Here is a 14,283-nt window from a genome sequence, read left to right as displayed (position 1 = left end):
ACTCTTGATATAATATATAGGTGGTTAAAGGAGGACAGTAATAAATGCAAACAGTAGAAAGTATCATAATCGGCGGCGGCCCATGTGGATTAAGTGCCGCAATAGAACAAAAGAAAAAGGGAATTGAAACGCTAGTAATCGAAAAAGGGAACGTAGTTGATGCGATTTATAACTATCCAACCCATCAAACGTTCTTTTCATCGAGTGATAAACTAAGCATAGGAGATATTCCTTTTATTGTAGAAGATAGTAAACCGCGTAGAAATCAAGCGCTTGTGTATTACCGTGAAGTCGTTAAACATCATCAACTGAATATTAATGCTTTTGAAGAAGTCCTCACTGTGAAAAAGATCAATAACCGTTTTACACTTACAACGACTAAAGATGTTTACCAGTGTCGATTTTTAACGGTAGCGACAGGTTATTATGGACATCATAACGAACTAGAAGTCGAAGGTGCAGAATTACCTAAAGTAAAACATTACTTCAAAGAAGCACATCCATACTTCAACCAAGACGTAGTGATTATTGGTGGTAAAAATTCAGCAGTCGATGCAGCATTAGAATTAGAAAAAGCTGGTGCCAACGTCACTGTACTTTATCGTGGCTCTGTTTATTCAAAAGCAGTAAAACCTTGGATCTTGCCTAACTTTGATTCTTTAGTTAGACATGAAAAAATAGATATGGCATTCAATGCAAATGTAATAAAAATAACTGAAAGCTCTGTAGTATATGAACATGAAGGCCAAACGATAGAAATACCTAATGATTATGTATTTGCTATGATTGGATATCATCCAGACTATGAATTCTTAGAATCTATAGGTATCGAAATCAATACGAACGAATATGGAACAGCTCCCGTTTATAATAGAGAAACTTACGAGACAAATGTAGAAAATTGTTATATTGCAGGAGTTATTGCTGCAGGTAATGACGCAAATACTATTTTCATAGAAAATGGTAAATATCACGGTGGAATTATTACACAAAGTATTCTTACAAAGAAACAAACACCATTAGAATCATAGAATAAAAAGAGTGAGTCACAAATAGTGACTCACTCTTTTTATTTATCTAACTTTTTAATTTAATAATCAAAGTATTTCGTTAATGCTTCTTTATCTAGGTGATTGCTCAATCCTACGAGTAATTTCAGACGTGCTTTAGGACCATTCAATCCGTTAGAAAAAATAACGCCTTTTTTAAATAACTCAGCACCGCCACCTTCATAATCATAAATAGGACCAACGATACCATTAAATGATCGTGAAACAAGTACTAGAGGAATGTCATTTTTAATACAATTGTTTAAACCTTCTAAACATGTCGGTGGTAAATTACCTTGTCCTAATGCCTCTATTATAATTCCATCAACATGATTATTACTATAAAAGTTTAATATGTCACTATCCATGCCCATATATGCCTTTACAAGAGGGATATTTAAGTTAACATCAATATGTTTAAGTATTTGATTAGAAAATGGTCGGTGGTGAAATTGAACTCTATTTTTCGTTAGAACACCAAGTGGGCCATGGTTTGGACTTTGAAATGTATTAATATTCGAAGTATGTGTCTTCGTTACATTACGTGCGGTGTGAATCTCATCGTTAAAGACAACCATTACACCCATGTTTAGAGCTTGATCAGAGGTTGCTACATTTATAGCTGAAATATAATTATATAGACCATCAGAGCCAATTTCATTTGAAGAACGCATCGCACCTGTAATTACGACAGGTTTTGAAATATCTAATGTTAAATCAAGTAAATACGCTGTTTCTTCTAAAGTATCAGTACCATGTGTAATGACAAAACCATCATATATATCTTCTGAAACTGCTTGTTCGATAATTTCTTTGAGTTTTACGACATATTCTGTATTCATATGTGGAGATGGAACATTAAATGGTGTTAATTCGGTAATTTCAGCATATTGTTGAATAATATCTTGATGTTGTGAAATTGGATTATCATCATTAGTCGTAACTTGGTTTGTTTCATTCTGAGACATACTAATCGTACCACCAGTATGTATAACGAGAAGTTTTTTCATGTAGGCATTCCTCCTATTAATGTAATACTATTTTATGATAAAATATTATTCATCAAACAACAAGGAAGGTTTATTGTAATGAAGCTAATCAATATCGCGCTCGATGGTCCTGCAGCAGCAGGGAAGAGTACAATCGCAAAAAGAGTAGCAGAGCAATTATCTATGATTTATGTAGATACAGGTGCGATGTATCGTGCGATTACATATAAATATTTAAAACAAAATAAAACAGATGACTTTGAAGCACTTATAAATTCTACTGAACTGTATTTGACCTATGATAACGAGAAAGGCCAACGTATAATACTTGATAATACAGATGTAACTGATTATTTGAGAGAAAATGATGTAACACAAAACGTTTCATACGTTGCTTCAAAAGAACCCGTACGAACTTTTGCTGTTAAAAAGCAAAAAGAACTGGCTGATAATAAAGGCATCGTTATGGACGGTAGAGATATTGGAACAGTTGTGTTACCAAATGCTGAGCTGAAGGTTTATATGATTGCCTCTGTTGAAGAACGTGCCCAACGTCGTCAAAAAGACAACGAATTGAGGGGTATTGATTCGAACTTAGAACAATTAAAAGAAGAAATCGCAGAACGTGATCATTATGATATGAATCGTGAAATTTCTCCTTTAACTAAAGCTGATGATGCAGTTACTTTAGATACTACTGGAAAAAGTATAGAAACAGTTACGGATGAAATTTTAACGATGGTGAAAAATATTTAAAATTATTACATGACGCGTAAGTCGAATGCACATCTATAAAATCTTTTTTAGTTTTGTATAAAAACGTTAGAATAGTAACAAAAAGGGTAAATAAAAAATGCATATTTTAAAACATATAGTTATGTTGCATGAATAATATGTTTGTAAAATTAAAGTAAAAAAATTTAATTTTAGCTAAAGAATCAACTGTGATTTAACACTAAATTTACATTGATAAACAAGCTTATTCAATCAAAGGATAATTTCTTGACAATTGTATCAGATTATTAGATGTTATAATTATGTAGTGTAATAAGGAGGCAGACAAGATGACTGAAGAATTTAACGAGTCAATGATTCATGACATTAAAGAAGGGGACAAAGTTACTGGCGAAGTAATTGAACTTGAAGAGAAACAAGTAATTGTACATATCAACGGTAGCAAATTCAATGGAATCATCCCTATAAGCCAACTATCAACGCATCATATTGATAACCCAAGTGATGCTGTTAAGGTAGGCGATGAAGTCGGTGCTTATGTTACAAAAGTAGAGTATGACGAAGAGAATGAAACTGGGAATTATATCCTCTCTAAACGTCAACTTGAAACTGAAAAATCATATGAATTTTTACAAGAAAAGCTAGACAATGATGAGACAATCGAAGCAAAAGTAACTGAAATTGTGAAAGGCGGTTTAGTTGTAGATGTTGGTCAAAGAGGTTTCGTACCAGCTTCATTAATTTCAACTGACTTTATAGAAGATTTCTCTGGTTTTGAGGGAGAAACACTTAAGTTGAAAGTAGAAGAGCTAGACCCAGCAAATAATCGCGTTATTTTAAGCCGTAAAGCAGTTGAAGCAATTGAAAATGCTGCTAAAAAAGAATCATTACTAGATTCTCTTAAAGAAGGCGACGTAATCGATGGTAAAGTAGCTAGATTAACAAACTTTGGTGCTTTCATTGATATTGGTGGCGTAGACGGCCTTGTACATGTATCTGAGTTATCTCATGAGCATGTTAAATCTCCGGAAGATGTCGTTAATATCGGTGAAGATGTGAAAGTTAAAGTTAAATCTATAGATAAAGATTCTGAACGCATCTCATTATCTATTAAAGAAACTTTACCTAGTCCATTTGAATCTATTGAAGGTGAAATTAGCGAAGGCGACACAATTGAAGGTAAAGTCGTAAGATTAGCTGATTTTGGTGCTTTCGTAGAAATTAAACCTGGTGTTCAAGGACTAGTTCATATTTCTGAAATTAGTCATAAACATATTGCGACGCCAAGCGAAGCATTAGAACCTGGACAAGAGGTTAGAGTTAAAGTTCTAGGTGTAGATATTGAAAATGAACGTATTTCATTATCTATTAAAGCTACAGAACCTAAAGACGATGACAGCAACAACCAAGGTCCAAGTGATGAAGAATCAACAAACTCTTACATCGACAATGCAGCTGATGATGAAGACAACCCTACATTAGGCGATGTATTTGGTGATAAATTAAAAGATTTTAAATTTTAATATTAACGTTCAAACATTTATATAACCTTGTCTTATTCTAATGAATAGGACAAGGTTTCTTTTTTACCTATTAGAATTTTATAGAAATACATGTCTCAAACACTTAAACTTTATTATTTGGCACTCTATCGCTTATTTTTAAAACAATAAAATTCAATTATTCTTTTGAATTTATTTCCCGTATGATAGAATTATATAGATTAAAAAAGAGAGGAAGTTAGTTATGACTAAACCTGTAGTAGCAATCGTAGGTAGACCAAACGTAGGTAAATCTACAATTTTTAATAGAGTCGTAGGCGAACGTGTTTCTATAGTAGAAGATACACCAGGTGTAACACGTGATCGTATTTATTCTTCAGGGGATTGGTTAACACACGATTTTAACATCATTGATACTGGTGGAATTGAAATTGGTGATGCTCCATTTCAAACTCAAATAAAAGCCCAAGCTGAGATTGCAATTGACGAAGCAGATGCAATAATTTTTATGGTGAACGTAAGGGACGGCTTAACCCAAGGCGATGAATTAATTGCCCAAATGTTATATAAATCCAAGAAGCCAGTCGTACTTGCAGTAAATAAAGTAGACAATCCAGAAGCACGCAATGACATTTATGACTTTTACTCATTAGGATTTGGGGATCCATATCCAATTTCAGGATCACATGGTTTAGGTTTAGGTGATTTATTAGATGAAGTGGTGAAACACTTTAAAGAAGATACACCTGATCCCTACGATGAAGACACTATTCGTCTTTCTATTATCGGAAGACCTAATGTAGGTAAATCAAGTCTCGTAAATGCAATTTTGGGAGAGAAACGAGTTATTGTTTCAAACGTTGCTGGTACAACAAGAGACGCTATCGATACAGAATATCATTATGATGGACAAGATTATGTACTCATCGACACAGCAGGGATGAGAAAGAAAGGTAAAGTATATGAAAATACTGAAAAATATTCAGTATTGCGTGCATTAAAAGCAATAGAACGATCAAATGTAGTACTCGTCGTTATCGATGCAGAAGAGGGTATTATCGAACAAGATAAAAAAGTAGCTGGTTATGCACATGAAGAAGGTAAAGCAATTGTGATTGTTGTAAATAAATGGGATACTGTAGATAAAGAAACAAATACCATGAAAGAATTCAAAGACGAAGTACGCAAAGAGTTTCAGTTTCTAGATTATGCGGAAGTGGCCTTTATTTCTGCCAAAGAAAACCAAAGACTTAAAACGTTATTCCCATATATTAATGAAGCGAGCGAAAATCATAAAAAGCGTGTTCAAAGTTCGACATTGAATGAAGTCATCACTGATGCGATTTCTATGAATCCGACACCGACAGATAAAGGTCGCAGACTAAATGTGTTCTATTCTACACAAGTTGCAATTGAACCACCAACCTTTGTAGTGTTTGTAAATGACGTAGAATTAATGCATTTTTCTTATAAGAGATACCTCGAGAATCAAATTAGATCTGCGTTCGGTTTTGAAGGCACCCCTGTCCATATTATACCGAGAAGAAGAAACTAACGAGTGGAGGAGATACTATGACAAAAATTACTGTTTTTGGAACTGGTAGCTTTGGTACAGCTTTAGCCCATGTACTTGCAGATAATGGTCACCAAGTTTTGATGTGGGGAAAAAATGAACAGACAATTAACGAATTAAATGATAGCCATAAAAATAGCAAATATTTAAAAAATATCGAGCTAAATAAACAACTTAAAGCAACAGGAGATATAGAAACTGCAATTAATTATGCAGATGTCTTTTTAATCGCATTACCAACTAAAGCGATTCGATCTGTAGTTTCAGAAATCGACAGTAAACTAACTACTAAAAAGACTTTTATCCACGTTGCCAAAGGTATTGAAAATGATACTTATAAACGTGTTTCAGAAATGATTGAAGACACATTAGATCCGTCACATAATGCAGGTATTGGCGTATTATCTGGACCAAGTCATGCAGAAGAAGTTGTTGTCAAGCAACCAACAACAATTGCAGCATCTTCTAAATCTTCAGAAGTAAGCTTACTCACTCAAGATTTATTTATGAATGATTATTTACGTATTTATACAAATGATGATTTAATCGGTGTTGAGTTAGGCGGCGCTTTAAAAAATATCATAGCCGTCGCAAGCGGAGTACTTTCTGGTCTTGGTTATGGAGATAATGCTAAGGCGGCACTCATGACTAGAGGTTTAGCTGAAATTAGTCGTTTAGGAGAAAAACTCGGCGCAAATCCTCTTACATTCCAAGGTTTAGGAGGAATCGGTGACTTAATCGTCACATGTACTTCTACTCATTCTCGTAATTATACGTTGGGATATAAATTAGGTGAAGGAAAGTCATTAGATCAGGCTTTAGAGGAAATGAATATGGTCGTTGAAGGTATAAATACTACGAACTCAGTTTATCATTTAGCACAATCACAAGGTGTGGAAATGCCAATTACTGAAGCATTATACAGTGTTTTATTTGAAAATAGACCCGTTGAAGAAAGTGTTAAAGATCTAATGGGGCGTGGCAAAAAGTCGGAATAAGTTTGCGACTTTTACACTTTTTAATTAATTTATTACAAATTAAGGTCTAACACCCTATTATTTCAAGGTCTTTTACACATAAATCGTTGCAGTTCAAGTTCTCGTTGTGTTAAAGTCATAGCATAATGATATTGCGATATCATTATAAACCCTAGGGGAGGTGAATTCATAATGAACAAAACAGATTTAATCAATGCTGTTGCTGATCAAGCAGACTTAACTAAAAAAGAAGCTGGTTCAGCTGTTGACGCAGTATTCGAATCAATTCAAAAATCACTTTCTAAAGGTGAAAAAGTACAATTAATTGGATTCGGTAATTTCGAGGTACGTGAACGTGCTGCTCGTAAAGGTCGTAATCCTCAAACAGGTAAAGAAATTGACATCCCTGCTAGCAAAGTTCCAGCATTCAAAGCTGGTAAAGCTTTAAAAGACGCAGTAAAATAATTCTTTACGTAAAGCCCTTTTAAAAGGGGCTTTTTCTTTTTATCTCATATTAAATTAAAACATAACATATCATAAATATATTTCTATATCGTATTATACATAATAATAAAACTAACGGAAATCAACCCGTTAAACTTAAAATACGAACACATAATTAAACTTTCCAAATAATAAGCAAAGTTCCAGCCGAGCAAAATAAAATTTCATTAATAACCGTTGATTTTATTTTTCTTTATATAATGTTAAGATATAATTGGATTATGACGTGAGGTGTGAACATGGAAACAACTGTAAATTTACTAGAAAAACAAATATCAAATAGACTTCATGGAGTGAATCATTTTGAATCAATATACATTAACCCTGTATTAGGTGAAATGCTTGATTCATTCGATATACCTAAAGAAGCAAAACTTGCTTGCCTCACAATAGATACTGCCATGCGTCATTTAGACGCAGTTGAATCAACGCTAACTTCAAAGCAATCAATTTTAATCGGTGATTTGTTGAGTGCACATTTTTACACGATATTAGCTCAATTAAATGACCCAATTTTCCAAAAAGAAATTTCAACTGCTATAGTTAAAATAAATGAAATAAAATCATCCATACATAATGATGAAATACCCAAAGCACAAATGGGTCATAAAATACTTTTAGCAGAAAATACATTTCCTTCCATTACTTTAAAAAGATATGCTCCAAACTTTAATAAACAAGCATTAAACCGTCTTTTACTTGAGCATATCCAACAAAAAAGACCCGCATATTTAAATAAATATTCTAATGAAGATATGCAACTGTTTATATCAAATATAAAAACAGAAATAGATGATAAATGAGGTTAAAATTATGAAAGATAATAATGCAAAAAAAGAACAAGTACACAATGTATTTCAAAATATTTCAGGTAAATATGATCGTCTCAATAACATAATTAGCTTTGAACAGCATAAGATTTGGCGTAAACAAGTGATGTCTGAAATGAAAGTGAAACAAGGAAGCAAAGCTTTAGATGTGTGTTGTGGCACTGCCGATTGGTCCATTGCATTAGGAAAAGCTGTGGGACCCAATGGTGAGGTTATCGGTTTGGACTTTAGTGAAAACATGCTCGAAGTAGGTAAATCTAAAACCAAAGATATGGATAATATTCAACTCGTCCTTGGAGATGCAATGAATTTACCATTCGAAGATAACTCATTTGATTACGTTACAATAGGGTTTGGTTTAAGAAATGTTCCCGATTACTTGGCCACGTTAAAAGAACTAAATCGTGTACTTAAACCTGGGGGAATGGTTGTATGTTTAGAAACGAGTCAACCAACTGCACCTGTATTTGCGCAAATGTATAAAGTTTATTTTAAATTTATAATGCCTATTTTTGGTAAAGTTTTTGCAAAATCAAAAGATGAATATGAATGGCTACAACAATCTACTTTTGATTTCCCTGATAAGGAAAAACTGAGAAGACTATTTGCCCAAGCAGGATTTAGTCATATTAAAGTTCGTAGCTTCACAGGTGGCGTTTCAGCAATGCACCTTGGCTATAAATAATTATGAAACAACCAAAGGTGATTAGCGTGTCAAAGTTAAATTTGAATTCTGAGATAAAGAAAGTTGAAAAACAAATAGCCCAAGCCATTAAAAGTGAGGACCCTGTGCTAGAAGAAGCTTCATTTCATTTACTATCATCAGGTGGAAAACGTGTACGTCCCGCATTCGCAATTTTGAGTAGTCAATTTGGTGATCATAAAAATGAAGACGTCTATCGCGTTGCAGTTTCTCTAGAACTCATACATATGGCGACCCTTGTGCATGATGATGTAATTGATCGTAGTGATCGCCGTCGTGGTAGACTCACGATTTCTAAAAAATGGGATCAACCGACAGCAATTCTTACAGGGAATTTCCTGTTAGCATTAGGATTAGAATATATTTCCAATATAGAAGATAACCGTGTACATGAAGTTATTTCTAGTGCGATTGTTGATGTGTGTAAAGGGGAATTATTTCAATTTCAAGACCAGTTTAATAGCGAACAATCGATTATAAATTATTTGAGAAGAATCAATAGAAAAACAGCGCTATTAATTCAATTGTCTACAGAAGTAGGTGCAATTGCTGCAGGTGCAGATAAACGAACTGTACATCAACTTAAAATGATAGGGCATTATATTGGAATGAGTTTCCAAATCGTAGATGATATTTTAGATTTTACAAGTACAGATAAACAATTAGGCAAACCATCTGGCAGTGATTTAATGAATGGTCACTTCACATTACCTGTACTTTTAGAAATGAAAGTTAATGAAAGATTTAAGAAGGAAATCCAACAGCTCAATGCATCAAGTAGTAAAGAATCTTTTGATTACTGCATCGAAACGATAAGAAATTCAGATGTCATTCAACAATCACAACAAGTAAGTGATAAATATTTAGATAAGGCTCTAAAACTTATTAATCAGTTGGAAAATGATGAGGCAAAACCACTCTTTAAAAAGATAATTAAAAAAATGTCTAAAAGAAAGACCTAACTTTACCAAAACTATTGAAAGCGCTTTACAATACTGTTATTATGATAGTTGTTCTGACAGTTATTCATGTCAGTTACACATAATAAAATATTTGTTTATTCAAGCTTATATACATAACAATAGGGGGATACAATCAAGATGGAACGTACATTTCTAATGATTAAACCAGATGCAGTACAAAGAAATTTAGTAGGGGAAATTATTTCACGTGTTGAACGTAAAGGACTTAAATTAGTTGCTGGTAAATTAATGTCAGTACCAAAGTCATTAGCTGAAGAACATTATGGTGAGCATAAAGACAAACCATTCTATAATAGCTTAATTGACTTCATCACTTCAGCACCTGTATTTGCAATGGTAGTCGAAGCAGAAGATGCAGTTAGCATTTCTCGTCATATTATTGGTACAACAAACCCAGCTGAAGCTGCACCAGGTACAATTAGAGGAGACCTAGGTCTTACAGTTGGCCGTAATATTATCCACGGTTCTGATTCTGTTGAATCTGCTAAAAAAGAAATCAATCTTTGGTTCAAAGAAGATGAATTAGCTGATTATGAAGGTAACAGCGAAAACTGGTTATACGAATAATCTTATAACTTTAACAAACACCTGTTAATATTTAATTAATAAAATAAAGAGTTTTTAAATGATGATTTTTATTGTTTGCGCAATAAGAATCATCATTTTTTATTTGGATAATTTAACAAAACGACTAACTGTAACAAATGAAATATGAGATGTTACAATATAATCACTTATTATTCTAATCATTCAAAATAAACAATTATATTCATATATCACTATTAATTTGATTTTATGAAAATGATAAGTTACATTATATATACTAATTTAAAGCACTAAAGAACGGAGTGGTAAACAATGAGATATTTAACTTCTGGAGAATCACATGGACCTCAGTTAACAGTTATTATAGAAGGCGTACCCGCAAATTTAGCTATTACAGCAGAAGAGATCAACGAAGAAATGTTTAAAAGACAAGGTGGCTATGGCCGTGGTCGTCGTATGCAAATTGAAAAAGATGCAATCGACATTGTATCAGGTGTGCGCAATGGCTATACATTAGGTAGTCCAATCACGTTAGTAGTTACGAATGATGATTTCACACATTGGAGAAAAATCATGGGTGCTGCTCCGATATCAGAAGAAGAACAAGAAAATATGAAACGCGTGATTACAAAACCACGCCCGGGACATGCAGATTTAGTCGGTGGGATGAAATATAACCACAGAGATTTAAGAAATGTACTTGAACGTTCATCTGCAAGAGAAACCGCTGCACGTGTAGCAGTTGGTGCTGTTTCTAAGATTTTATTAAAACAACTGGATATTCATTCATATAGTAGAGTAATAGAAATTGGTGGCGTGAAAGATGAAAACGAATATGACCTCGAAACAATCAAAGCGAATGTCGATACAAATGATGTACGTGTGATTAATGAGGACATCGCTCAACAAATGCGTGATAAAATCAATGAAGCGAAGAAGGCTGGCGATTCAGTTGGTGGTGTTGTTCAAACAATTGTAGAAGGTTTACCAGTCGGCATTGGAAGTTATGTACAATATGATAGAAAGTTAGACGGTAGAATAGCTCAAGGTGTTGTGAGTATCAACGCCTTTAAAGGTGTAAGTTTTGGCGCTGGATTCACGGCTGCGAGTAAACCAGGTAGCGAAATTCAAGATGAAATTTTATATGATGCAACAACAGGTTATTACAGAGGCTCAAACAATTTAGGTGGCTTTGAAGGTGGTATGTCCAATGGTATGCCAATTATCGTCAATGGCGTAATGAAACCTATCCCAACTTTATATAAACCATTAAACTCTGTGGACATCAATTCGAAAGAATCATTTAAAGCTTCTATTGAGCGTTCAGATAGTTGTGCAGTTCCTGCAGCAAGTGTTGTAGCCGAAAACGTAGTAGCATTTGAAATCGCAAGAGCTGTATTAGAAGAATTTCAATCTAACCACATGGAACAGCTTAGCGCCCAAGTTGAACAACAACGTCAATTGAATATCGAATTTTAAATAAACAAAATAGACATGACTGTAAGGTGAGTTTATGAAATTAGAAACAACTTATCAATCTAATAATTATCCAATCATTGTAGAACACCATGCTTTAGAGCAATTACACAAATATATAGATAGCTATAAAGATATTGTCCTTATCATTGATGAAACCGTATATCAACAATGGGAGCCTTCTATTAAATTTTTATCGGCAGAATACGAAGCACATCAAATTATTATCCCATCAGGTGAAGCGACAAAAACGATGGCTTTCTATGAATCAACAATTGAACAATTATTAAGTTATCAACTCACACGTAAAACTTGTTTAATAGCAATAGGCGGTGGTGCTACTGGTGACTTTACAGGATTCCTCGCTGCAACGCTATTACGAGGTGTAGATTTTATACAAGTACCAACTACAATTCTTGCGCACGATTCAAGCGTAGGTGGGAAGGTTGGTATTAACTCTAAGCACGGTAAAAATTTAATTGGTGCATTTTACCGACCTAAAGCTGTAATATATGATTTAGATTTTTTATCAACATTGCCGTATTCTGAAGTGATTAGTGGTTATGCCGAAGTATATAAACATGCACTGTTAACAAATCAACAAGCCCTTGATGAAATAGAATCACATTTTCCTGATCAAAATAGTTTATCTTCACTAAAAGGTATAGATTACTATCTATTTAAAGGCATTGAAACGAAATTAAATATTATTATACAAGACGAAAAGGAAGCAAATGTACGTAAATATTTGAATTTGGGCCATACATTTGGTCACGCAGTGGAGTATACTTTAAAAATTCCACATGGTCATGCTGTGATGATTGGTATTATTTATCAATTTATTGTAGCGAATAAAATATTTAATCATAACAATGATATCAATCATTATATAAAATACTTCGAATCATTAGGTTATCCATTATCGTTGATAAAGAAATTAGACTTTGAAGATTTATACACATTGATGCTTAAAGACAAGAAAAATGATCAAAATGGCATACAGATGGTGTTATTAGAAAGTATCGGTCAACCTGTTGTAAAACACGTAGATTATGAAATATTATATTCTGCATTTACATCGTTATTATCACATTTGAAAAAGTAGGTGTTTGAAATGGTAAATAATAAAGTTATTCAAATTAAAGGTCCTCTAAAAGGAGAATTAGAAGTACCTGGAGATAAATCCATGACTCATCGTGCAATTATTCTCGGTTCACTTGCTAACGGTGTGTCTACCATCCATAAACCGTTATTAGGTGAAGACTGTTTACGCACAGTTGAAATCTTTAGACAATTAGGGGTCGATATCACTGTTGGAGAAGAGAAAATTGTCATTAACTCTCCAGGATATCAACATTTCAACACACCACACCAAGTCTTATATACAGGTAATTCAGGAACTACTACGCGTTTAGTGGCAGGGTTATTATGTGGCTTAGGTTTAGAAACTGTTTTGTCAGGTGATGAATCAATAGGCAAACGCCCTATGGACAGAATTATGAAACCTTTGCGATTAATGAACGCAGAGATTTCTGGAATTGACAATAATTATACACCACTTATCATTAAACCATCTATAATTCGTGGTGTGACATATGATATGGAAGTCGCAAGCGCCCAAGTTAAAAGTGCTATTTTGTTTGCAAGCTTATTTGCACGAGAGGAAACTCGAATTAATGAAATTGATATCACACGTAATCATACTGAGACAATGTTTCAACATTTTAATATACCTATTGAAACACAAGAACAATCGATTTCAATGCCAGCAAATGGCATTCAACATATCAAGCCATCTGAATTCCATGTACCAGGAGATATTTCATCTGCGACTTACTTTATCGTAGCTGGGTTAATTACACCAGGAAGCGATATTACAATTCATAATGTAGGTGTAAATCCAACACGTTCAGGTATTATTGATATCGTTAAACAAATGGGTGGTAACATCCGCTTACTGAATTTAACTGATGATCCAGAACCAACCGCTTCGATACATGTTACATATTCTCCAAATATGAAAGGTATCCAAATAGATGGTAGTCTCGTTCCTAGAGCCATTGATGAAATCCCTAGTATTGCACTTTTATGTACACAAGCTAATGGTAAGAGTATCATAAAAAATGCAGAAGAACTTAAAGTTAAAGAAACGAATCGTATTGATACCACTGCAAATATGTTAAACTTGTTAGGTTTCGCATTACAACCTACAGACGATGGGATGATTATCGAACCTTCTACATTAGTTAATGAAACAGAGGTCGATAGTATGACGGACCATCGTATTGGTATGATGCTAACTATCGCTAGCCTGTTGACGAATGAATCTATTACGATTAAACGCTTTGATGCAGTTAACGTCTCATTCCCAGGCTTTTTAGAAAAACTACAACAATTACAAAATGGAGGCTAAAGC

General features: G+C 33.7%; 14 protein-coding genes. 13 read left to right on the top strand and 1 reads right to left on the bottom strand.

All coding sequences use genetic code 11. The annotated features are described in order from the left end of the window. The first annotated feature begins 44 nt into the window (after positions 1-44). A complete protein-coding gene (gene ypdA / locus QQM35_RS08590; protein WP_251520795.1) occupies positions 45-1,031 on the top strand; it encodes a bacillithiol disulfide reductase YpdA in 987 nt (328 codons plus the stop codon). A 59-nt stretch (positions 1,032-1,090) separates the two neighbouring features. Here the strand turns inward: ypdA and QQM35_RS08585 are convergent, their stop codons facing one another. Beyond that, positions 1,091-2,059 (bottom strand): asparaginase, encoded by a 969-nt coding sequence (locus tag QQM35_RS08585; RefSeq protein WP_251520798.1) that lies wholly within the window; start codon positions 2,057-2,059, stop codon positions 1,091-1,093. 78 nt (positions 2,060-2,137) lie between these two features. Here QQM35_RS08585 and cmk point away from each other — a divergent pair, with 78 nt between their 5' ends. The 12 genes from cmk (at position 2,138) to aroA (ending at position 14,280) form a co-directional block, all read left to right on the top strand. After that, positions 2,138-2,794: a (d)CMP kinase gene (gene cmk / locus QQM35_RS08580; RefSeq protein ID WP_251520801.1), complete on the top strand. Its 657-nt coding sequence runs from the start codon at positions 2,138-2,140 to the stop codon at positions 2,792-2,794. A gap of 308 nt (positions 2,795-3,102) precedes the next feature. Beyond that, positions 3,103-4,296, top strand: a complete 1,194-nt coding sequence (gene rpsA, locus QQM35_RS08575) for a 30S ribosomal protein S1 (RefSeq protein WP_251520804.1) — start codon at positions 3,103-3,105, stop codon at positions 4,294-4,296. 223 nt (positions 4,297-4,519) lie between these two features. After that, positions 4,520-5,830, top strand: a complete 1,311-nt coding sequence (gene der / locus QQM35_RS08570) for a ribosome biogenesis GTPase Der (RefSeq protein WP_251520807.1) — start codon at positions 4,520-4,522, stop codon at positions 5,828-5,830. A 17-nt stretch (positions 5,831-5,847) separates the two neighbouring features. After that, positions 5,848-6,846: an NAD(P)H-dependent glycerol-3-phosphate dehydrogenase gene (locus QQM35_RS08565; RefSeq protein ID WP_251520810.1), complete on the top strand. Its 999-nt coding sequence runs from the start codon at positions 5,848-5,850 to the stop codon at positions 6,844-6,846. 171 nt (positions 6,847-7,017) lie between these two features. Further along, positions 7,018-7,290 carry an HU family DNA-binding protein gene (locus QQM35_RS08560; RefSeq protein ID WP_251520812.1) on the top strand — a complete coding sequence of 91 codons (273 nt, stop codon included), beginning with the start codon at positions 7,018-7,020 and terminating at the stop codon, positions 7,288-7,290. Between the two features lie 278 nt (positions 7,291-7,568). Further along, the gene (locus QQM35_RS08555) at positions 7,569-8,132 is read left to right on the top strand and encodes a heptaprenyl diphosphate synthase component 1 (RefSeq protein WP_342610329.1); all 564 of its coding nucleotides are present in this window, start codon (positions 7,569-7,571) and stop codon (positions 8,130-8,132) included. Positions 8,133-8,142: 10 nt separating this feature from the next. Next, positions 8,143-8,844 carry a demethylmenaquinone methyltransferase gene (locus tag QQM35_RS08550; protein ID WP_251520832.1) on the top strand — a complete coding sequence of 234 codons (702 nt, stop codon included), beginning with the start codon at positions 8,143-8,145 and terminating at the stop codon, positions 8,842-8,844. Between the two features lie 26 nt (positions 8,845-8,870). Continuing rightward, a complete protein-coding gene (locus tag QQM35_RS08545) occupies positions 8,871-9,824 on the top strand; it encodes a polyprenyl synthetase family protein (protein WP_251520836.1) in 954 nt (317 codons plus the stop codon). A gap of 138 nt (positions 9,825-9,962) precedes the next feature. Beyond that, entirely contained in the window at positions 9,963-10,412 is a 450-nt protein-coding gene (gene ndk / locus QQM35_RS08540; RefSeq protein ID WP_251520839.1) for a nucleoside-diphosphate kinase, read from the top strand. A 291-nt stretch (positions 10,413-10,703) separates the two neighbouring features. Further along, on the top strand, positions 10,704-11,870 hold the full coding sequence (gene aroC / locus QQM35_RS08535) for a chorismate synthase (protein ID WP_251520842.1): 1,167 nt from the start codon (positions 10,704-10,706) through the stop codon (positions 11,868-11,870). A 34-nt stretch (positions 11,871-11,904) separates the two neighbouring features. After that, a complete protein-coding gene (gene aroB, locus QQM35_RS08530; protein WP_251520845.1) occupies positions 11,905-12,972 on the top strand; it encodes a 3-dehydroquinate synthase in 1,068 nt (355 codons plus the stop codon). 9 nt (positions 12,973-12,981) lie between these two features. Further along, positions 12,982-14,280, top strand: a complete 1,299-nt coding sequence (gene aroA / locus QQM35_RS08525; RefSeq protein WP_251520847.1) for a 3-phosphoshikimate 1-carboxyvinyltransferase — start codon at positions 12,982-12,984, stop codon at positions 14,278-14,280. The last annotated feature ends 3 nt before the right edge of the window (positions 14,281-14,283 follow it).

Source organism: Staphylococcus hsinchuensis, from assembly GCF_038789205.1.
Classification (GTDB): Bacteria; Bacillota; Bacilli; order Staphylococcales; family Staphylococcaceae; genus Staphylococcus; species Staphylococcus hsinchuensis.
This window is presented reverse-complemented; position numbering and strand designations above follow the sequence as displayed.

What these genes read in the sequence shown, in the direction of transcription:
- ypdA (WP_251520795.1), top strand. Translation starts at nt 45, where the DNA reads ATGCAAACAGTAGAAAGTATCATAATCGGCGGCGGCCCATGTGGATTA.
- QQM35_RS08585 (WP_251520798.1), bottom strand. Translation starts at nt 2,059, where the DNA reads ATGAAAAAACTTCTCGTTATACATACTGGTGGTACGATTAGTATGTCT.
- aroC (WP_251520842.1), top strand. Translation starts at nt 10,704, where the DNA reads ATGAGATATTTAACTTCTGGAGAATCACATGGACCTCAGTTAACAGTT.
- QQM35_RS08565 (WP_251520810.1), top strand. Translation starts at nt 5,848, where the DNA reads ATGACAAAAATTACTGTTTTTGGAACTGGTAGCTTTGGTACAGCTTTA.
- der (WP_251520807.1), top strand. Translation starts at nt 4,520, where the DNA reads ATGACTAAACCTGTAGTAGCAATCGTAGGTAGACCAAACGTAGGTAAA.
- QQM35_RS08550 (WP_251520832.1), top strand. Translation starts at nt 8,143, where the DNA reads ATGAAAGATAATAATGCAAAAAAAGAACAAGTACACAATGTATTTCAA.
- cmk (WP_251520801.1), top strand. Translation starts at nt 2,138, where the DNA reads ATGAAGCTAATCAATATCGCGCTCGATGGTCCTGCAGCAGCAGGGAAG.
- ndk (WP_251520839.1), top strand. Translation starts at nt 9,963, where the DNA reads ATGGAACGTACATTTCTAATGATTAAACCAGATGCAGTACAAAGAAAT.
- aroB (WP_251520845.1), top strand. Translation starts at nt 11,905, where the DNA reads ATGAAATTAGAAACAACTTATCAATCTAATAATTATCCAATCATTGTA.
- QQM35_RS08560 (WP_251520812.1), top strand. Translation starts at nt 7,018, where the DNA reads ATGAACAAAACAGATTTAATCAATGCTGTTGCTGATCAAGCAGACTTA.
- QQM35_RS08555 (WP_342610329.1), top strand. Translation starts at nt 7,569, where the DNA reads ATGGAAACAACTGTAAATTTACTAGAAAAACAAATATCAAATAGACTT.
- aroA (WP_251520847.1), top strand. Translation starts at nt 12,982, where the DNA reads ATGGTAAATAATAAAGTTATTCAAATTAAAGGTCCTCTAAAAGGAGAA.
- rpsA (WP_251520804.1), top strand. Translation starts at nt 3,103, where the DNA reads ATGACTGAAGAATTTAACGAGTCAATGATTCATGACATTAAAGAAGGG.